Origin of the sequence: uncultured Polaribacter sp. (assembly GCF_947501385.1) — a bacterium.
Classification (GTDB): Bacteria; Bacteroidota; Bacteroidia; order Flavobacteriales; family Flavobacteriaceae; genus Polaribacter.
On record NZ_CANMVP010000007.1, the window covers coordinates 147,725 to 169,320 of the forward strand.

Annotated in this window: 9 protein-coding genes and 1 pseudogene; 6 read left to right on the top strand and 4 right to left on the bottom strand. The window is 32.3% G+C overall.

Going from position 1 to position 21,596, the window contains the following annotated elements; translation table 11 throughout:
* Window position 1: 1 nt before the first annotated feature.
* Window positions 2–3,160 carry a TonB-dependent receptor gene (locus Q0998_RS06670; protein ID WP_299667925.1) on the bottom strand — a complete coding sequence of 1,053 codons (3,159 nt, stop codon included), beginning with the start codon at window positions 3,158–3,160 and terminating at the stop codon, window positions 2–4.
* Between the two features lie 304 nt (window positions 3,161–3,464).
* Here Q0998_RS06670 and Q0998_RS06675 point away from each other — a divergent pair, with 304 nt between their 5' ends.
* The 5 genes from Q0998_RS06675 (at window position 3,465) to Q0998_RS06695 (ending at window position 10,788) form a co-directional block, all read left to right on the top strand.
* The gene (locus Q0998_RS06675) at window positions 3,465–4,478 is read left to right on the top strand and encodes a substrate-binding domain-containing protein (protein ID WP_299667928.1); all 1,014 of its coding nucleotides are present in this window, start codon (window positions 3,465–3,467) and stop codon (window positions 4,476–4,478) included.
* A 240-nt stretch (window positions 4,479–4,718) separates the two neighbouring features.
* On the top strand, window positions 4,719–5,933 hold the full coding sequence (locus tag Q0998_RS06680) for a DUF6786 family protein (protein ID WP_299667931.1): 1,215 nt from the start codon (window positions 4,719–4,721) through the stop codon (window positions 5,931–5,933).
* 99 nt (window positions 5,934–6,032) lie between these two features.
* The gene (locus tag Q0998_RS06685; RefSeq protein ID WP_299667933.1) at window positions 6,033–7,802 is read left to right on the top strand and encodes an L-fucose isomerase; all 1,770 of its coding nucleotides are present in this window, start codon (window positions 6,033–6,035) and stop codon (window positions 7,800–7,802) included.
* A 21-nt stretch (window positions 7,803–7,823) separates the two neighbouring features.
* Entirely contained in the window at window positions 7,824–9,107 is a 1,284-nt protein-coding gene (gene fucP / locus Q0998_RS06690) for an L-fucose:H+ symporter permease (protein ID WP_299667935.1), read from the top strand.
* A gap of 10 nt (window positions 9,108–9,117) precedes the next feature.
* Window positions 9,118–10,788: a ribulokinase gene (locus Q0998_RS06695; RefSeq protein WP_299667937.1), complete on the top strand. Its 1,671-nt coding sequence runs from the start codon at window positions 9,118–9,120 to the stop codon at window positions 10,786–10,788.
* 206 nt (window positions 10,789–10,994) lie between these two features.
* Here the strand turns inward: Q0998_RS06695 and Q0998_RS06700 are convergent, their stop codons facing one another.
* From Q0998_RS06700 to Q0998_RS06710, 3 genes are all read right to left on the bottom strand, one after another.
* Window positions 10,995–11,768, bottom strand: coding sequence for a LytTR family DNA-binding domain-containing protein (locus Q0998_RS06700; RefSeq protein WP_299667939.1), 774 nt, complete (start codon window positions 11,766–11,768; stop codon window positions 10,995–10,997).
* A gap of 76 nt (window positions 11,769–11,844) precedes the next feature.
* Window positions 11,845–12,624, bottom strand: coding sequence for a LytTR family DNA-binding domain-containing protein (locus Q0998_RS06705; RefSeq protein ID WP_299667942.1), 780 nt, complete (start codon window positions 12,622–12,624; stop codon window positions 11,845–11,847).
* A gap of 255 nt (window positions 12,625–12,879) precedes the next feature.
* On the bottom strand, window positions 12,880–15,984 hold the full coding sequence (locus Q0998_RS06710) for a histidine kinase (protein WP_299667945.1): 3,105 nt from the start codon (window positions 15,982–15,984) through the stop codon (window positions 12,880–12,882).
* 477 nt (window positions 15,985–16,461) lie between these two features.
* On the opposite strand from Q0998_RS06710, the pseudogene Q0998_RS06715 reads away from it, so the two are divergent.
* Window positions 16,462–21,596 (top strand): annotated as a pseudogene (locus Q0998_RS06715) (hypothetical protein); the annotation flags it as partial.

Consider the following 21,596-nt stretch of genomic DNA (forward strand, 5'->3'; position numbering starts at 1 on the left):
TTTAAAATTTTAAATTGAGACCTAAACTAAGACTTGTTTGTTGTGGATAGTTTCTTCCAGCAGTATTGTCTGACTCTGGATCTCTATGTCTTACGTTTGTAAATGTTGCTAAATTAAAACCTTGTAAATAGATTCTTAAATCTTTTAAGCCTAATTTTTCTGTTACATTATTAGGGATATTATAATTTAACTGAAGGTTTCTTAAACGAACATAATATGCGTTTTTTATAGTCCAAAAAGTAGAACTATTTCCGTTAGGGTGCGTTCCAGAAGCGCCATAACGCACCCTTGGTAAACTGTTATTTGGATCTGGGTTTTCTTCTGTCCATCTGTCTTCCCAAAAAGCAAATGGCACAAAATTTACGCCAAAAGGAGCAGTGAATTGGTTGCTATAAAAAACAGAATAATTTGTGGCTCCTTGAAATAAAACATTTAAACTAAAATCTTTATAGGTGAAGTCTAAATTTAGCCCGTAAAAAATTTCAGGCAACGTACTTTTACCTATTTCAACTTCATCTTCCCAATTGATAACACCATCATCATTTTGATCTATGTATTTGATATCGCCAGGTTTAATAACGTTGTTATTTCCACCATTTGTAATATCTGCCCAATTATCAATTTCCTCTTGAGAAGAAAACAAGCCATCAGATTCAAAACCCCATGCAATGTTTGTCCATTGTCCACTTAGTTGTCTTCGCGCTCTTTCTGCCTCTGTGGTAAATTCTGCTTCTTCAAAATGAATCCATTTTGCACGAGACCACGAAAAATTTCCTTTAACACTGTATTTAAAATCATCAGTTACCCTGTTCGTATGGCCTAATTCTACTTCAAAACCTCTATTATCTTGACTATTTAAGTTTTCTTGGGGAAGATCTCCTCCAAAAGTACTGGGAGTCGCAAAAACACGAGTAGCCAAAATACCAGATTTTTTACGATAGAAAACATTTGTTTCAAAAAATAAAAGTCTGTTATAAAGAGATCCATCTAAACCAATATTGTAGGTTTCTGTTTCTGCCCAACTAGCAAAAGGGTTCGCTAAACCCCGAGATGCAAGTCCTCTTGCAATTTCTTCACTACTGTCAAATATGTAAGATCTACCAAAATTATAACCCGTAAGATAATTAAATTGAACGCTTCCTTCATCTCCAGCCTGTCCGTAACTCATTCTCAATTTTAGGTTGTCTATGTTTTTAAAGTTATTTTTTATAAAACTTTCTTCGCTTAAACGCCATCCTACAGTAACTCCAGGAAAAAAACCCCATCTATAACCTTCTTTAAAACGAACAGAACCATCATATCGAAAGATCAAATCTGCAAAGTATTTTTCTTTGTAATTATAGCCAAGGGTTGCCAAATGAGACATTCTACCATCTTCACTGGCACTTCCATTATTATCTTTATTTTCATCACTACCTGCAAATAACTGATCTATTTCTTGCGTAATGAATCCTTCTCTATAGGCATTAAAATCATCACCTCTAGATGCCTGTGCTTCTGTTAAATATTTACCAGAGAAGCTATGCTCTTTATAAGATTTATTATATGCTAACTTAAAATAACCATACGCTAGCCAATCTTTGTTATACGTTTGATTTAAACTAGTTCTACCACCGTTAAAAATTGTAGCAACAGTATAGGTATCATTGTCATAATCATATTCATTATAATCAAAAGGTGTTCTCCAATTTTTTATAAAAGCATCATTCATTCTATAGTCTACTTTCACTTCTGCGGTTAAACCTTCTACGAAGTCTTTAAAATCATAGGTTAGATCTAAAGTACCTCTAATAGATTGAAATTGATTGTCTACATAACCAGAAAAATCTTTGTCTGAAATAGGTAGTGGGTTTGCCCAATCTGCGTCAAAACCTGGGTATGTTGGTTTTGTAAGATCTGGATAATATGCAGGTTTTGTTGGTTTTGCAGCCTGAACAGCAGTCATAATAACTCCGATACCTCTTCCGGGTTCATTTCTGTATTCTTTTCTACCACTAATATCAAGACCAATTTTAAAATTTTCTGAAACATCAACATCTATATTGGATCTAAAACTGAATCGCTCAAACTTTATGTCATTAGATCTCAACATACTTTCCTGATTCAAATAGCCAAGAGAAAGAAAATAATTCACAGATTTTGCACCCCCTCTAACATTTAGATTATAATCTGTCATTGGTGCCCAATCACTAAAAGTTTCATCCCACCAATTGGTATTAGGATATCTAGGATCTGTTCCCGTTTTAAATTTTGCTACCTCTTCATCAGAAAAAGTAGGGGTATTACCATCGGCTATGTCTGCCTCATTTACAAGTTGTGCATATAGAGTTGCGTTCGCTAAATCAACAATTTTTGTAGGAGCAGAAATACTAGTAGCATAATTGAAGTTAAATATAGGTTTTCCTTCTTTACCTCTTTTTGTAGTCACTAAAATTACTCCGTTACCAGCTCTTGCCCCATAGATAGAACTAGAGGCATCTTTTAGAACACTAATGCTTTCAATTTCATTTGGGTCTAAATAACCAAAATCTTGTGGCAAACCATCTACCAGAATTAATGGAGCACCAAAACCTCTTATGTTTAATAAAGAACCATCACTACCTGGTTGTCCGCTTCTATTTACAACTTTTAAACCAGCTACTTGTCCTGCCAAAGCAGAAGTCACATTACCTACAGGTGCTTCAGATATGTCATCACCATCAATTGTAGAAATAGAACCCGTTAGTGTGGCTTTTTTTCTTTGTCCATATCCAACAACTACTATTTCATCAAGACCTTGCACATCTTCAACCATAGTTACATTTATAAGTGTTTGATTTTGAATAAGAACCTCTTCTGTTTTTAAACCTAGATAGTGAAACATAAGTGTATCATCACCACTGGCAACAATACTAAACTTTCCATCAATATCAGATATTGTACTTGTAGAGGTACCTTTTACGAATATAGCTACTCCAGGAATTGGCTTGCTGTTTGTATCTTTTACAGTTCCCACAATGGTTTTTTGTTTATCTGCTTTTGCGAATACAGGTACTAATGCCTTATGAGATGAATATACCGATCCAAAAGAAAGTAAAAAGACAAGAGTTAAAAAAAATATTTTTTTACAATGGTAATTCATAAAAAGATAAGTACCATTCACTTTAAATTTATGTTTCATACTTCTAAAATATTTTACTTAAACGTTTAAGTAGTGAGTCAAAGATTTAAACTTATTTATTACAAACGTAGTATTAAAATATTAAATATGCAATACTTAATCGTTTAAATAAATGATTTTATTATTTTTTAGCTGTTGAAATTACATAATTCTGTATTTTTAGCCATATTTTATATGATATTACTCAGTAATATTGTTTTTTATAAAAGTTTTAAACTTTTATAAAAATTGATTTTACAAACTTTTTTTAATGTAAAGTATTAGTCAAGTGATTTCTTATTTTTTTAAATAACTATATTTGGACATGAATAAAAAAGTTTCTTTAAAAGATATTGCAAAGAGAGCGCAAGTTTCAATTGCAACAGTTTCTTATGTGCTCACTAAAGGTGAGAATAGTGGAATTGGGTATGAAGTCTCTGAAAAAGTAAAAAAAATTGCGGCAGAACTTAATTATCGTCCAAACCAAATTGCCCAAAGTCTTAGAAGTGGAAAATCTTACATTATTGGATTGATTGTTGCAGATATCTCTAATCCTTTTTTTGCCAATATTGCTAGAATTATAGAAGACGAAGCCAAAAAACATAATTATACAGTTGTATTTGGAAGCTCTGATGAAAATGCTACAAAATCATCAGACTTAATCAACCTTTTAGTAAATCGTCAAGTAGATGGATTTATCATTGCGCCTACAGAAGGTTCTCAAGAACAAATTATAAACTTAAAAAAACAAAATATTCCATTTGTTCTAATTGACAGACATTTCCCTGAAATTGAGAGCAATTACGTTACTATAAATAATTACAAAGCTGCTTTTGACGTTACCAACAGACTTCTTGATACGGGGAACAGTGATATTGGATTGATTGCCTACTCAAGTGATTTACACCACATGAAAGAAAGAATTAGAGGATATTCTGAAGCATTAGAGGCGAAGGGCATTAAGGTAGACAATAATAGAATTAAAAAAGTAGCGTTCTCCAATTTAATAGAAGATGTGTATATTAAAGTAAGAGAACTTTTAAGTGCCCCAAAACCAGTTACCGCCATTTTTTTTACCACGAATACCTTAGCAATTCATGGATTAAAAACTATTGATAAACTAAACCTCAAAGTACCAAATGATATTTCTGTTGTTGTTTTTGATGCTGCAGAAGCTTTCGATTTTTATTATTGCCCCATAACCCATATTAAACAACCACTTTTAAAAATAGGAAAACAGGCCATAGATATTTTAGTTAACCAAATAAATACGCCAGAAAAAAAATATTCTAAACTTAATTTAAAGGCTATTTTGGTAGAAAAAGATTCTTGTAAATAATTATAATTTACTGTCAAAATTTGTTTTGTTTTATAAAAAAGCAAAAATTTATTTGTTACTTAAACGTTTAAGTGATAGATTTGATAAATAATTTAGCATTTTTTTAAAAATTTACTTAAACGATTAAATAGTGTCTTTTGATAAATTTATATTCCTTTACTGATTTCTATAAAAGAAGTTATTATTTTTTATTTCAAATACCAGCATAAAAAATAATCTTAATAATAAATCAAAATACTTATGAAGAAAAATTTAGTTTTTATAATTGTTCTCATTCTAATTATTGCTTGTAAAAAAGAGAATAAAACAAAAAATAATATGGAAATAGAATCGAATAACAAAGGCACTTTTGGGTACGACGCAGCCTTTTTAAAAAAGCACGATAAAAAGCTTGTCATCTTAAAAAGTGGAGCTGCAAAGGTTATTGTTTCTCCCAAATTTCAAGCGAAAGTATTCACTTCTACTGCAGATGGAAATGAAGGTAAAAGTTTGGGATGGATTAATTACAAAGCTTTTGGTAAACAAAACAAACACATGAACGCTTATGGTGGTGAAAATAGATTTTGGTTAGGCCCAGAAGGAGGTGTTTTTTCGCTTTTTTTTGAACCAAAAACAGCAATGATATTTGATAATTGGAAAACACCTGCACCTATAGACAATGAATCTTGGGACGTAATACGGGTGAATGGAAATTCAATTTTACTTACCAAAAAAATGCGACTAAAAAATTATTCAAATGTTGATTTTAATATGAATGTAGAAAGAGAAATTTTAATTTTAGCGGAAAATGAAATTGAAAAGATTTTGAAAATTAGTTCAGAAAACTTAAAAGTTGTAGGTTATAAAACTAAAAACTCCATAGAAAATAACGGAAATTTTGCTTGGACAGAAACCACTGGCGCACCTTGTATTTGGATATTAGACATGTTTCCTCCATCAGAAAAAACAACAGTTGTAGTACCATACAATACAGATGCAGAAGGTAAGATAGCAACAACGGATTATTTTGGTCAAATTCCAGAAAATCGTGTTACTACAAATAACGGAACGTTATATTTTAAAGCAGATGGGAAATCTCGTGGTAAACTAGGTATTGGCCCAAAAAGAGCAAACAATATTGCGGGAAGTTATGATGGTATCAATAAAATTTTAACAATTACTTTGTTTGATGTAGATGCTAATGCTACCTACTTAAATCAAGAATGGAAATTAGAAGGAAACCCTTTTGTTGGCGATGCCATCAACGCATATAATGATGGACCTCTAGATGACGGTTCCCAAATGGGGCCTTTTTATGAAATAGAAAGTGTATCTCCTGCAGCATTTTTAAAACCAAATGAAAAACTAACACATAATCACACTGTGTTTCATTTTATGGGGAAATTAGAGCAGTTAAATTCAATTTCAAAGAGGGTGCTAGGAGTAGCATTAGAAGAAATAAACAACGCATTATAAAACAGAATATATGAAATGAGCCATAACAAATCTTGATACCCACCAAGATGATTAATGGCGAATTACATCTGACCTATTAAAAACAATAAAAATAAACAGATGAAATATCCAAAAATAGGAATCCGTCCAATTATAGATGGAAGATTAGGAGGTGTAAGAGAATCATTGGAAACGACTACCATGAATATGGCTAAAAATGTAGCCAAATTGTTTGAAAAAGAATTAAAATATCCTGATGGTTCTCCTGTAGCATGCATCATACCAAATTTTTGTATTGGTGGTGTAAAAGAAGCAGTAACTTGCCAAACGCTATTTTCAGAAAATAATGTAGGGGTGTCTTTATCCGTAACCCCTTGTTGGTGTTATGGTACAGAAACAATGGATATGGATCCTATGCTACCAAAAGCTATTTGGGGTTTTAACGGAACAGAACGCCCAGGCGCAGTATACCTGGCTGCAACATTGGCTGCTCACAATCAAAAAGGATTGCCTGCCTTTGGTATTTATGGTGAAAATGTACAGGATTTGAACGATACAGAAATAACTGCTGATGTAAAAAATAAATTGTTGACTTTCGCTAAGGCTGGCTTGGCAGTAGCATTAATGAAAAACAGAAGTTATTTGGCTATTGGAAGTGTATCTATGGGAATTGCTGGATCGATGATACATCCAGATTTTTTTCAAGATTTTCTTGGGATGCGAAATGAATATGTAGATTCATCTGAAGTCTTAAGAAGAATTCAAAACGATATTTATGATAAAGATGAGTTTGAAAAAGCGCTAAAATGGACCAAAGAAAACTGTAAAGAAGGACAAGATTTTAATGATGAAAAAATACAACGCTCAAGAAATCAAAAAGATGAAGACTGGGAGTTTGTTGTAAAAATGACATTAATTATTCGTGATTTGATGAAAGGAAATCCAAAACTAAAAGACATGGGGTATGGTGAAGAAGCGATGGGGCATGATGCAATTGTTTCGGGTTTTCAAGGGCAAAGACAATGGACAGATTTTTTACCAAATGGTGATTTTGCTGAAGCTATTTTAAACTCATCATTTGATTGGAATGGTATAAGACCACCTTATATGGTGGCAACAGAAAACGATGCGCTTAACGGAGTTTCCATGCTTTTTAATTATTTACTGACAAATACTGCTCAAATTTTCGCAGATGTAAGAACTTATTGGAGCCCAGATGCCGTTAAAAGAGTTACAGGTTGGGAAGCAGAAGAAGATGCTTCTAACGGATTTATACACTTGATAAATTCGGGTTCTGCAACTTTAGACGGTTCAGGACAACAAACCAAAGATGGCAATCCTATAATGAAACCATTTTGGGAAATAGACAAAAAAGAAGTAAAAGATTGTTTAGATGCAACAACTTGGTATCCTGCTAATGTAGGTTATTTTAGAGGTGGAGGTTATTCTTCTAATTATCTTACAAAAGGAAAAATGCCAGTAACGATGTGTCGATTAAACCTAGTAAAAGGTTTAGGACCAACACTTCAAATTGCAGAAGGATATACGATTGATTTACCTGAAAATGTTCATACAACTTTAGATGATAGAACAGATAAAACGTGGCCCACCACTTGGTTTGTACCAAAATTAACTGGTAAAGGCGCTTTTGTAGATGTGTATTCCGTTATGAATAATTGGGGCGCTAATCATGGTGCCATTAGTTACGGACATATCGGCAATCAATTAATCACATTAGCTGCTATGCTTCGTATTCCTGTTTGTATGCACAATGTTGATGAAGAAAAGATTTTTAGACCTTCTGCATGGAATGGCTTTGGTATGGATAAAGAAACTTCAGACTATAGGGCTTGTAAAACGTATGGTTCTCTTTACGGAGGCAATAATTAATCAAATAAATACAGCCAAATCATGGAAAAAAACAATCGGATTCCAGTTATAGCACCTGGAAATAAATGGCCATTTATTTTAATAACCAGCTTATTCTTTTTGTGGGGTTTAGCAAATAATATGACAGATACACTTTTAGCTGCTTTTAAGCGAATTATGAGCATGACAGATTTTCAAACCTCATGGATACAAATGGCTTTCTACGGCTCTTATTTTTTATTGGCTTTACCTGCAGCAATTCTTATTAAAAAATATACTTATAAAACGGGAGTTTTGGTTGGTCTAGGGCTTTTTATTTTGGGTTCTTTATTGTTTTATCCTGCCAGTATTTCCATGGTTTATAGTCATTTTTTATTGGCTTTATTTATCCTTGCTGGAGGTTTGTCAATTTTAGAAACTGCTGCAAACCCATATATTATTTCTATGGGTTCTGAAGAAACTGCAACCAGAAGATTAAATTTAGCACAATCTTTTAATCCAATAGGTTCTATAGCGGGTATTCTTTTGAGTAAATTTTTTATACTTTCTAATTTAAATTTATTAGATTCAGAAGAACGTGCAACTATGAGTGCAGATGGTTTAAAAGCCATACAGTCTCAAGAATTAAACTCAATTATGGGAACGTATGTTGGTGTCGCAATTTTCCTATTATTTGTTTGGTTATTGGTGAAGTTTACAAAAATGCCAACGGCTTCTGACAAAATTAAAAATTTAGATATTCTACCCACTTTAAAAAGACTTTTAAAAAATAAAAATTATGTATGGTCTGTTGTTGCTCAATTTTTTTATATGGGCGCGCAGATCGGTCTATGGTCTTATACGATTCGTTATGTAATGCAAGAATTAGGTAAAAATGAAGACGAATCTTCCGTATATTATTTGGCATCTATTGTATTGTTTTCTGCATCGAGATTTGTATTTACTGCATTAATGAAATATATTTTGCCAAGAAAATTATTATTGTACGCTGCATTGTTTGGTGTATTGTGCATATTTACAGTTATTTATAGTAGTGGTATTGTTGGGGTCATCGCCTTAATTTTAACTTCTGGCTGTATGTCGTTAATGTTCCCAACTATTTATGGTTTAGGGATGGCTAAGTTAGGAGAAGACTCTAAAATTGGAGGTTCTGGTTTAATCATGGCTATTCTAGGAGGGGCAGTTCTTACCGCTATTCAAGGTGTAATTTCAGATACAACTGCTAGCATTCATTTATCTTTTTATATGCCTTTGTTTTGTTTAACGATTGTTGCAGTTTATGCAGCAATTCAGAAGAAAATTCAACCTAATATTTTAGAATCTTAATATATAAACAATGAAAAACAACGAAGCTTATGTAATTGGAGTTGATTATGGCACTGCTTCTGTTCGTTCTATTCTTGTGAACGCCAATAACGGAACTATTATTACCGAAGCTGAATATGAATATCCAAGATGGAAAAAGGGATTATATTGCAACCCCTCTAAAAATCAATTTCGTCAACACCCACTAGATTATTTAGAGGGTTTGGAGTACACCATAAAAACGATTGTAGCAAATACGCCTCCTGAAATAGTTGCACAAATAAAAGCACTTTCATTAGGTACAACGGGTTCAACACCCATTGCAGTTTGTGAAAAAGGGATTCCATTAGCTTTACATGATGAGTTTAGCGAAAACCCCAATGCGATGTTTTTTCTTTGGAAAGATCATACTGCTAAAAAAGAAGCTGATGAAATAAATGCACATGGAGAAAAATTTGAAACAAAATACCTACAATATTCAGGAGGAATTTATTCTTCAGAATGGTTTTGGGCAAAATTGCTTCACGCATTAAGAATGGATACAAAAGTTAGAAAAGCCTGTGTTTCTTGGGTAGAACATTGTGATTGGCTTCCTTTTTTATTAACAGGAGGAAATGATTATAAAAAAATAAAACGCAGTGTTTGTGCTGCCGGTCATAAAGCTTTGTGGGCTGATGAACATGGAGGTTTACCACCAAAAGATTTTTTTACAAGTTTAGATGCTGTTTTTACAGCATTAGAACATCCTTTATTTTCAGAGGTTTATACCACAGATAAATTAGCAGGAAATTTATGTGCTGAATGGGCAGGAAAACTAGGTCTTTCAGAAAATGTAAAAATAGGAATAGGTGCATTAGATGCCCATTTAGGAGCTGTTGGTGGTCAAATAGAACCAGGTTACTTGAGTAAAGTTATGGGCACGTCAACCTGTGATATGCTGGTCATTCCAAAAAGTAAAATAAATAATAAAGTAGTTTCAGGAATAAGTGGTCAAGTAGATGGTTCTATACTACCTGAAATGATTGGTTTTGAAGCTGGCCAATCTGCATTTGGAGATGTTTATGATTGGTTTAAAAAATTACTTACGGAAACTATCATTAAGTATATTTTAGATTCAGATATCGATAAAAGTAGCAAACAACAATTAATTAAAGAAATAGAAACTAACATTCTAAAAAAACTAGGTGAAGAAGCAAACCAATTACCTTTTGACGAAAATTCTGAATTAGCCATAGATTGGTTTAATGGAAGAAGAACACCAAATGCAAATCTTTACTTAAGAGGAGCGATTTTTAATTTAAATTTGGGTAGTGATGCACCAAGAGTCTATAGGAGCTTGGTAGAAGCTACATGTTTTGGATCAAAAAAAATAATAGATCATTTTATAGAACAAGGTGTGCAAATAAATGGCATTATTGCTTTAGGAGGTGTTGCAAAAAAATCAGGCTTTGTGATGCAAATGATGGCAGACGTACTTTCAACGTCTATAAAAGTAAATACATCAGAACAAACCTGTGCCCTTGGTGCTGCAATGTTTGCCTCAGTTATTGCTGGTGTTCATAAAAATGTAACAACGGCAGTTTCTAGTATGGGACATGGTTTTGATAAAATTTATAAACCTGATGAAACAAAATCAGAAATCTATAATAAACGTTATCAGAAGTATAAAAAAGCAGGAATTTTTTTGGATTTTAAAAACTAATCTACAAGAGAAGCCATTAGTTTTGGTAGATTTTTAAAAGGGAGCATCTGAATCAAAAAGTTGCTTTTACTGTATAAATTCAATTTTAAATATGTAAATAATTTGACAAAAGCTTACCTCCCAATACAATATCTAATTTTCCTTTTAAATAAAAGATTTAATGACAATGGGGTGGAGTGTTAGTGTCATAAAATGTATTCTTTTAGTTAAGTATTTAAATCTAAGCGCCTTAAAAATTCTTGGAATTTCCTTTTAGAGACAGGCAGTTTTTCTTCATTTAACATCTTACAACTACTTCCTCCTCTATCATTTATTACTTCTATAATTTTATTCAAATTGACAATAAAACTTTTATGCATTCTAAAAAATAATTTTTCTGGTAGCATTTTTTCATATGCACCCAAGTTTTTTGCAGAGACAATAATTGCTTCATTTTCCGTATGAATTTCAGTATATCTCCCGTCGGATTTACAGAATAGAATTTTATCAAATTCAACCAAATTAATTCTGTTTACTTCTGGAATAGGAAGATACTTTAAGGCGTTCTCTTTTTTAGAGGGATTAAGATTGTGAATTATTTTTTCTACTTGATCTTTGTTAGTGAAATTTTGCAATTGGTATTGTCTGTGTACCAAATTTACCGCAGTTACAATCTCTTTGATTCCAATAGGTTTTACAATATAAGACATTGCATTATAACTAAAAGATTCCAAAATATATTCTTCATAGGCGGTTACAAAAACAACAATATAGTCGTATGGCTTTATTTTAAGCAGTACATCAAAAGCAGTGCCTATATCTAATTTGATATCTAGAAATAATACTTTAGGTTGAAGTTCATTGATAATATTTTCCGCTTCTTTTGCATTGTTTGAAGTAGCAATAACATCTATTGAATGTGTGGCATAATCTTCTAGGGTGGAATTTAATATGTCTATATTTTGATTTTCATCATCTACAATGATTGCTGATAATTTCATAAGCGAAAACTTTAGGCTCTGGTTAACTATTTAAAATGAATATCTTAAAGTTTCTTTGGTCATTTTTTGTGCTGTTTTAATCAACTAAGTTTATCTTTTGGTATATTTCTGAAGTTTTATTTTTTGCTAAGGATAATAATTTACCACTGTGTAGTTTACAGTAATTTCCATCCTCTTTGATGATCGATTCTACTTGAGATAAATTCACTAAAAAGTTTTTATGAATTCTAGAGAAGTATTTACTGGATAGCTTTTCTTCGTAATAATCTATATTTTTTTCAGAAATCTGAATTCGTCCATCAATAAGATAAGCTTGCGTAAAATTCTCTTTAGATTCGCAATATAAAATAAAATCTTGTCGAATATAACTTACAGGTTCTTTGGCTGTTTTGTTATAAATTTCTAAGAATTTTTTATGATCATTAGCCTCAAGATTATGAATTATGCTTTCTATTTTTTTTATTTGACTCTTGCCTGTAAAATTTTGTAACTGATATTGTTTATATGCAAGAGTTACCGAAGTAGTAACTTCTTTGATATTAATAGGTTTTACAATGTAATATACTGCATTGTAGTTAAAAGATTCTAGTATAAATTCTTTGTGAGAGGTTACAAAAACCACAATATAATTGTATGGTTTTATTTTACGCAATAAATCAAATGAAGTACCTATATCTAGCTGTATATCTAGAAATAGTAGTGTTGGTTGAAGTTGATTAATCAGATCTTCAGCCTCTTTTGTATTGTCTGAAGTAGCAACAACTTTAATAGTATTTGAAGCATGTTTCTTAAGAATATAGCTTAATGCTTTTGTACTTTGGTTGTCATCATCGATAATAATCGCAGATAATTTCATGATCTCTAATTTAATAGTTGGGGGATCATAATTAATTTAACAATGGGTAAATGTATGAAATAACATTAATATTGTTTGCTAATTTAGTTAAAATAGTAAACAAAATAAACATATTTAAAATTCAAGACTTTAATCTATCTATATATCTATCTGTCTGTCTGTCTGTCTGTCTGTCTGTCTACGTTGATTGTATCTTTTAAACCAGAAGATATTACTATTGAATATATTTTGGTTCTTTCTTTTTGTGATAGCTTATTATTTAATGTTCATTGAAGAAAAAAACTTAGTGCTAATGATTACTTTAGTGCCAAAATTGTTATGGGTTTCTGGTGTTAAATCTATAATTTTAATCTGAATACTATCTTTATTAATTGTATTGTTCATGTGTAGGTAATTTTTAAAAATATTTGAAGACAACGAACTTGTTTTTAAAATACTATTACGCTGTATCGCTAAAGATGCTTTTCGCCCAATACCATTATCAAAGACTATTATTTCTAGTTTGTTGTTAGTTAATTGAAATGAAATTTCTAGTTTTTTCAAGCCTTTCTTAGGTTTTAACCCATGTATAATAGCATTTTCAATATGAGGCTGTATTAATAACGTTGGAATATACATATTTTTAGGATCGATATTCGGATTAACTTTTATAGTAAAAGATAATTCATCGTTTAACCGCATCTGATTTAAAATCAAATAAGAATTAAGATATGCAATTTCTTTTTCAAGAGATACTTTTTTAAGTCGGCTTAAATCTAAAGTCTTTCTTATTAAATTTGTAAATTCTTTAAAATAGAGATCAATTTCTTCACGTTTTTTATGTATCAATATATTCTGTAAATTATTAATCGTATTGTATAAAAAATGAGGATTCATTTGAGCTTGAATAACTTTTAACTTTAATTGATCTATGTTCTTTTGGTTGTTGTATTTTAGGAGCCTTAAAAATTCTTTATGCCGCATGAAAGCATATAACAAAACCAATACAGACCCTACTATTAGAAAAATAAACCAAGATTGTTTATAAAATATCTTATTTACAAAAATTTCATAACTCAATATATTAGAATCGTTACCTCTATAGGATGCTTTTACCTCCAGTATATGTTTTCCTTCACGTAGTGCTTGTAATTCTAACAATCCATTATTATTAAATGCTGTCCAATGATTTGTTCTGTCTAAAATCCTGTAGTAATAGTTTATTTTATCGGCCTTAAAAAGACCTAAATTAGTGGCAAATTGTAAACAAATGTTAGCTGCTTTATAGGGTAGTTTAAATTCATTTACAGTTATTAAATCAATGGTATCTTGATCTGTACAATTGTTAACAAGCATTAGTTTTGAAAACGTTTTTCCCTTTAAAATATCCTTGCTTTTAAATTGAATGAAACCATTCATTCCACCAAATAAAAGAGTGCCATTTTTTAATTTTAAAAAGGAGTTTGTATTAAATTCATTATCTGGCAATCCATCTAAAGTAGAGTAGCGTTGTTTTTCTTGGGGAGAAGCTATGTTAAAATGATACAGACCATTAAAAGTCGCTACCCAAATATCATCAGCATCTTGCAGAATATTAGCAATTTTTAAATAGTTCGTTTTAAAAAACTCATCACTTATTACTGTTTCCGTTAGTAGATTCACTTTAAGAATATCATTACTATCTAATAGTATCCAAAGTTCATGTTTGGTATCTGTTAAAAACAATCGCTTTACTTTTTGATTCTTTAGTTTTTTGGTAAGCGCTGAGAATACTAATTTTTGAACCACTTCATAATTGGTATTTAATTTTAGAATACCATGACTACCAGATAGCCAAAAATTTTGTGCATCATCTTTAAGAATAAAATCAACATGTGTTAATTTGATATTGTTGTTAATTTTACTTTTTGAGGTAAGTTTTTCTGTGTTCGCACTAAATTCATACAGCCCTTTTTCTGAAGGGATGATTAATTTGAAAGCGTCCGCATCTTTAAAAAGTAAAAAATGGTTCTGACTGTATAATTTATTAAAGTGATAATATTTATGAGAATAATTTTTTAGGTTTATTTTTAATAATTGATCCCATCCAAACATCCAGAGATTTGAATGGCTATCAATTTCCATATCATACGTTTTTATGTGTGCATTATATGCTTGTGTATTTAAATTGAGGCTATCAGAAATTTTATAAAACTGATTGTTTTTTTTTTTGTATAAACCTTGTCTACTTTGTACATATAAGGTGCCATCAATACTTTCTGTTAACGGTCTTACGATGGTATTAAGATTTTTATTAAGGAATCCATCAAAGAGCTTATCGTTAGTTAATTGTATCACATCAATAGCGTTTCCAGAGAGAACAGCTATTTCATCAGCACCCAAAGCGATAGCACTTCCAATGCCTGATAATTTTATGGATTTCTCAAGTATTAATTCTGGTATTTTAGTGTTGGTCTGTAATGAAAAACAATTTAATATATTACCTTTAATACTCAATAAATCGAGACTGCTATTTTTTCTAATAGAATGATCTTTCGGAATTAATTTTGTAAAACTAACCTTATTTAAGTCTGCTATATTAGAGGAATCTCTAGAAAGCACCTTAGGCAATTCTGCAAAGTGGCAATCGAGCGTTTTACTATACGTAATGGTATACATAATATTATTATACTTATAAAATCCAGACGATTTAGAATTTCTTAAATATCCAACTTCAAAGGGACGTAACTGGATGATTTTATTACCACTAATAAATGGCAAATCTTCCAATTTATATGCAGTGCCATTAACCATATAAAAAAAATGATGAGCTCCTCTAATGATTATTTTACCGTTTACCATAAAGATAAAAGGAATGTATTCCTCATTTCTAGAAGATATTTTATCTGGTAGCGTAATATTTTTAAATGAAGTATAATTTGTGTTAAACTTAATTACACTATTTGAATTGCTGTTCATCCAAACATTTCCATCATGGTCTCCAAGTATTTTGGTTGGGTAAATAGAATCAAGAGATAACCATTTCCCTTTTTGAGTGTCTATATTAAATCTGTAAATGTGAGATGAATTACTTAGTAACCATAGTTCATTGTTATTTACTAAAATAAGATTCGTAACTCTTCCAATTTTAATTCCTCGGTTATTCAGTTTTTCAAAAGGGAAGAAAAAATTGGTAGTACCTGTTTCTTTTACAATGCCTTGTGGATTCGCATACCATAGCATACCATTACTGTCGTAAACCATTGCTCTATTTTTAAAAACTTTAGAAGCTCCTTTACTATCAATGGAAATTGTTCTAATGTTTTGAGATAACAGGGTACCACAAGTAAAAACAAAAGCAAAGAAAAATAAGAAATATAATTTATTTGATAAGAATTTCAAGAGGCGTTTTTTTTAATCTTGTTTGTAAGATTTTTCATTAGATGGCATCGATTTCTTTTCTTTTAGAAATTTTTTTTAGAAATATAATGTAATGTAAATAAAGAAAATGTCTTTAGTATTAAAATAAAGAGTTTTTTAATAGATATGTGCATTTTTTTAATAGATACTTAATTGGCAAAGATTATACTATAGATACACCCCTATTTTTAGCACTTATTTAAACGTTTATTACACGAAACACATCAATTTCATATTTTTTAAAGCGAAAAATAAATACAAATAGTTAACAATCAAGTTGTTGTATATTTTTGTAAATGCTTCCTTATGAAACGTTCGTTACATGATTTTTAGGTTAATGCTCAATCATACATACATTTGTACCCAGTAAACTCCGATACCCCCCTATTCGTAAATCTTATAAGACTTTCCCCAATCTTAAGATAATTTTCAAAAAAAATAATTTAAATAAATTGAAAAATGAATAAAAAGTTACGCATTAATTTTTTCGTCTTTACAGCACTATTTTTAGTTGTATTTAGCAGTAATGCACAAGTAGGGGTAGGTACACCATTACCCAATGCTTCTTCTATGTTAGATATTGAGTCTAGCTCAAGAGGAGTTTTAATTCCTAGAGTTACTCTAACAGGTACAATAGATAACACAACTATGGCCAATGGCAATGTTGAAAGTTTATTGGTGTACAATACGGCAACAGCGAGTGATGTATTTCCTGGATATTATTACTGGAGTGGTAGTAGGTGGATTCGGTTTGTTGCTGAGCAAGACGTAACAGCACTTCAAACGGTAACTACATTAATATATAATAATGTGGCAAATACATTAACGTATACTGATGAGAGCGGTGTTAATAATATAATAAATCTTTTAGACTTAGTAGATGGCAATGAAACACTAACTACTTTGGTGTATGATGGAACAGCCAACACACTTACTTATAAAGACGAAGACGGGTCCTCTAATACAATTAGTTTAGTAGATTTAGTTGGAGCAAACGAAACACTAACCACATTAGTAGACAATGGTAATGGTACCATGACCTATAAAGGTGAAGACGGTATTTCTAATATCATCACAACCTCAGTAGATGGCGATAATGTATTTATAACCAATGTAGATGTAGATGGCGATGGTGTTCCAGACAATGTAACCATTCAAGAATTTATAAATAATATTACCAATATTGTTAAAGGAGAAGAAACCTTAACGGTGTTAGGTACTTCACTAGACGGGTTAGATGGTATTGCAGGCAATGCAGATGATGCTACTGTATTAACATATTTAGATGAAGATGGTACCACAAATACTGTTGATTTATCTGAAGTAGTAGGAGCCATCACCATAAATAATATTGACATTGATGGAGATGGCGTTCCAGACAACGTAACCTTCCAAGAATTTATAGACAATATAAAAAATGTTGTTCAGGCAAACGAAACACTAACCACTTTAGTAGACAATGGTAACGGTACCATGACCTATAAAGGTGAAGACGGTATTTCTAATATCATCACAACCTCAGTAGATGGCGATAATGTATTTATAACCAACATAGATGTAGATGGCGATGGCGTTCCAGACAATGTAACCATTCAAGAATTTATAAATAATATTACCAATATTGTTAAAGGAGAAGAAACATTAACAGTAGTAGGTACTTCACCAGACGGATTAGATGGTATTGCAGGCAATGCAGATGATGCTATTGTATTAACATATTTAGATGAAGAAGGTACTACAAATACTGTTGATTTATCTGAAGTAGTAGGAGCCATCACTATAAATAATATTGACATTGATGGAGATGGCGTTCCAGACAACGTAACCTTCCAAGAATTTATAGACAATATAGAAAATATTATAGAAGCCAATGAAACATTAACCACATTGGTTTATAATGGCACTACAGAAGTGTTAACCTATACAGATGAAGATGGAAATGCCACCCCAATCGATTTAGGAACCATTATCAACGGGTCAGGAACTGCCGCTAGCATTGTAGACAATGGAGATGGTACGATGACCTATACCGATTCAGATGGCAATATCTTTACCATCAACACAACTACTATTGCCAACAATGTTTTGGTTACAGACGGCACCGTAGATATTGATGGTGATGGAATTAACGACAACAATGTAACAGTACAAGATGTTTTAAACAACATTAACAATATAACAGCGGCCAATGAAACATTAACCACATTGGTTTATAATGGCACTACAGAAGTGTTAACCTATACAGATGAAGATGGAAATGCCACCCCAATCGATTTAGGAACCATTATCAACGGGTCAGGAACTGCCGCTAGCATTGTAGACAATGGAGATGGTACGATGACTTATACCGATTCAGATGGCAATATCTTTACCATCAACACAACTACTATTGCCAACAATGTTCTGGTTACAGACGGCACCGTAGATATTGATGGTGATGGAATTAACGACAACAATGTAACAGTACAAGATGTTTTGAACAACATTAACAATATAACAGCAGCCAACGAAACATTAACCACATTGGTTTATAATGGTACTACAGAAGTGTTAACCTATACAGATGAAGATGGAAATGCCACCCCAATAGATTTAGGAACCATTATCAACGGCTCAGGAACTGCCGCTAGCATTGTAGACAATGGAGATGGTACGATGACTTATACCGATTCAGATGGCAATATCTTTACCATCAACACAACTACTATAGCCAACAATGTTTTGGTTACAGACGGCACCGTAGATATTGATGGTGATGGAATTAACGACAACAATGTATCAGTACAAGATGTTTTAAACAACATTAGCAATATAACAGCGGCCAATGAAACATTAACCACATTGGTTTATAATGGCACTACAGAAGTGTTAACCTATACAGATGAAGATGGAAATGCCACCCCAATCGATTTAGGAACCATTATCAACGGGTCAGGAACTGCCGCTAGCATTGTAGACAATGGAGATGGTACGATGACCTATACCGATTCAGATGGCAATATCTTTACCATCAACACAACTACTATAGCCAACAATGTTTTGGTTACAGACGGCACCGTAGATATTGATGGTGATGGAATTAACGACAACAATGTAACAGTACAAGATGTTCTGAACAACATTAGCAATATAACAGCGGCCAATGAAACATTAACCACATTGGTTTATAATGGCACTACAGAAGTGTTAACCTATACAGATGAAGATGGAAATGCCACCCCAATCGATTTAGGAACCATTATCAACGGGTCAGGAACTGCCGCTAGCATTGTAGACAATGGAGATGGTACGATGACTTATACCGATTCAGATGGCAATATCTTTACCATCAACACAACTACTATTGCCAACAATGTTTTGGTTACAGACGGCACCGTAGATATTGATGGTGATGGAATTAACGACAACAATGTAACAGTACAAGATGTTTTAAACAACATTAGCAATATAACGGCAGCCAACGAAACATTAACAGTATTATCTTACAATGCCACTTCGAATGTCTTAACTTATCAAGATGAGAAAGGTGTTTCTAAAACATTAAACTTAATAGATAATAGAACCACAAACTCTATAATTTCAATTATAGGAACCAATTTAGTAATTACAGATTCAGAAGGAGATACAGCTACTATTGCATTATCAGATATTGCTGCAGGAGTAGATACCAATGTAACAAATGCTACCATTACCGTTATAGGAACCAATTTAGTAATTACAGATTCAGAAGGAAATACAACAGCTATTCCACTATCAGACATTGCTGCTGGTGTAGATACGAATACCACAAATGTAACTTTTGCAATTTCAGGAAGCGATTTAGTAATTACAGATTCTGCAGGAGGAACTGTAAGCGCAACACTAGCATCTATTGCTGCAGGCGTTGATACAGATAATCAAACGGTAACTAATTTTAGCATCATTGGAAGCGACTTGAGCATCACTTTAGAAGATGGAAATACAGCAACAGTCCCTTTATCAGCAATTGCTGCAGGAGTAGACACAAATACAACAAATGCTACAATTGCAGTTTTAGGGACCGATTTGGTACTTACAGATTCAGAAGGAAATACAACAGCTATTCCACTATCAGACATTGCTGCAGGGGTGAATACAGATAATCAAAATTTAACATTAACAGCAACCACATTAAATATTACCAACGGAACGGGTGTAGACTTATCAAAAAAAATAAGCCTACCCATGTTTGTTGATGGAGCTGCAGCGAATACTGGTATTTTTTGGAATGGTACAGATTGGATTACTCAATTGCGAGTAGCAAGTGTAAATGGTTCATTACCAGACGCATCTGGTAATGTTGTAGTGAGTCCTGGAGGAGTATTTACAGGTCCTACATCAGACCCATCACTTATTAGTCCAACTGAAGTCCCAGCACCTACGGAAGGAGATATTTATATTGTGAACTCAACTACTGGGACAGCTTCTGATATTGGTAAAACTTTTGTTTATGAAAGTAGTGGAGCAGGAACTTGGATAGCTATTAACCCTGTTGACGCTGCTCTTTATGATGGAAGATTTGTGAATGTTACTGGAGATACAATGACAGGAAATTTAGATATGAACGGTAATACAATCACAAATTTAAATACACCAACAAATGCTTCAGATGCAGTTACAAAGCAATATGTAGATAATTTAGATGTAAACGATGCAGATAGTGTTATTGGAAACGAATGGATTACAAATTTTAGAATTAACGGAACAAATTTAGAAATTACTGATGGTGGTGGTGTAAGATCAATCCCTTTATCTGCTATTGGAGCAGGAGTAAATACCGACAATCAAACAGTAACTAATTTTAGTATCATAGGAGCAAACTTAAGCATCACTTTAGAAGATGGAAACACCGCAACAGTGCCATTATCGGCTATTAATGCAGGTGTTGACACAAATACAACAAATGCTACAATTTCTGTCATAGGAAGCAACTTAGTAATTACAGATTCAGAAGGAAATACAACAGCTATTGCACTATCAGACATTGCTACTGGTGTAGATACCAATACCACCAATGCAACTTTTGCAATTTCAGGAGGCGATTTAGTAATTACAGATTCTGCAGGGGGAACTGTAAGCGCAACACTAGCATCTATTGCTGCAGGCGTAAACACAGATAACCAAACAATTACAGACTTTAGTATTGTAGGTACTGATTTAAGCATCACATTAGAAAATGGAAATACAGCAACTGTAGCCTTGGCAGCTATTGTTGCCGGCAATGAAACCTTAACCACTTTGGTTTACAACGGTACTACAGAGATCTTAACTTATACCGATGAAGAGGGAACACCTATTGCAATTAATTTGGGCGCAATTATCGACGGTACAGAAACCTTAACTACTTTGGTAGACAATGGAAACGGAACGATGACTTATACCGATGAAGCAGGAACGGTAAACACCATCAACACCACAGCAGTTGCCAACAATGTATCTGTAACAGACGGTACAGTAGACATCGATGGTGACGGAACCAATGACAATAATGTAACCATACAAGATGTATTAACCAATTTAAATGCACTTGTTGCAGCTAATGAAACCTTAACCACTTTGGTTTACAACGGTACTAC

Coding starts and splice junctions, on each gene's coding strand:
- Q0998_RS06670 (WP_299667925.1), bottom strand. CDS start 3,160: ATGAAACATAAATTTAAAGTGAATGGTACTTATCTTTTTATGAATTAC.
- Q0998_RS06675 (WP_299667928.1), top strand. CDS start 3,465: ATGAATAAAAAAGTTTCTTTAAAAGATATTGCAAAGAGAGCGCAAGTT.
- Q0998_RS06680 (WP_299667931.1), top strand. CDS start 4,719: ATGAAGAAAAATTTAGTTTTTATAATTGTTCTCATTCTAATTATTGCT.
- Q0998_RS06685 (WP_299667933.1), top strand. CDS start 6,033: ATGAAATATCCAAAAATAGGAATCCGTCCAATTATAGATGGAAGATTA.
- fucP (WP_299667935.1), top strand. CDS start 7,824: ATGGAAAAAAACAATCGGATTCCAGTTATAGCACCTGGAAATAAATGG.
- Q0998_RS06695 (WP_299667937.1), top strand. CDS start 9,118: ATGAAAAACAACGAAGCTTATGTAATTGGAGTTGATTATGGCACTGCT.
- Q0998_RS06700 (WP_299667939.1), bottom strand. CDS start 11,768: ATGAAATTATCAGCAATCATTGTAGATGATGAAAATCAAAATATAGAC.
- Q0998_RS06705 (WP_299667942.1), bottom strand. CDS start 12,624: ATGAAATTATCTGCGATTATTATCGATGATGACAACCAAAGTACAAAA.